This is a genomic window from Streptomyces milbemycinicus (assembly GCF_002154605.1).
Lineage (GTDB): Bacteria > Actinomycetota > Actinomycetes > Streptomycetales > Streptomycetaceae > Streptomyces > Streptomyces milbemycinicus.
The window spans coordinates 1-664 of sequence record NZ_MUNE01001314.1 but is presented as its reverse complement, the minus strand read 5'-3'; the positions used below and the strand labels follow the sequence as shown (position 1 = coordinate 664).

Here is a 664-nt window from a genome sequence, read left to right as displayed (position 1 = left end):
GTCGATGCCGTCGCCCCAGCCTTGCTGGCTGAAGGAACGCAGATTGCTGATGGCGACGTTCTGGGACTCGGCGACCGTGATGGTGCCGTACCGGGGGTTGAGGACCGTGATGCCGTCGACGTGGACGTTCTCGGCGTCGTGGACGAGGATCGCGCCGCCGGTGGCGTTGTCGATGACGCCGTGGCCGGTCAGCCGGCAGTTCTCCACCCCCTCGAAGACCACGTTGGAGGTGAGGACGGCGCCGGCGGCCAGGTGGACGGTGGTGCCGCTGGGCACCTTCAGCGTCCGGTCGGGGTGGGTGTGCAGGCCGGGCCCGAAGTAGATGACCTTCGGGTCGCCCTGCTTGGGCGGGTTCTGCTCGACGGGATTGGCGAGCAGATGCAGGCAGTCGAAGATCTTGTCGTTGACCTGGATGACGAGGTTGCGGGGGCGGTCGAGGGTGAAGCGGGCGGTGCTGCCGAGCACCTCGGGGGTGATGCCGTAGGAGTCGGGGCGGATGCGGACCTTCTCGACGCCGCCGGGGTTGTAGGTGACCTCGACCTCGACGGTGCCAGAGAAGTCGAAGGCGGCCATGGAGGAGCTCTGGGCCTGGTTGCGGCCGGTGAGGGGATCGATCTGGGCGAGCTTGACCAGGTAGGCGTCGAGCTTCTGCCAGGTGCCGCCG

Annotated in this window: 1 pseudogene; it reads right to left on the bottom strand. The window is 68.1% G+C overall.

Annotation, left to right across the window (positions count from 1 at the left end):
* Positions 1 to 664 (bottom strand): annotated as a pseudogene (locus CCN51_RS52820) (endo-polygalacturonase); the annotation flags it as partial.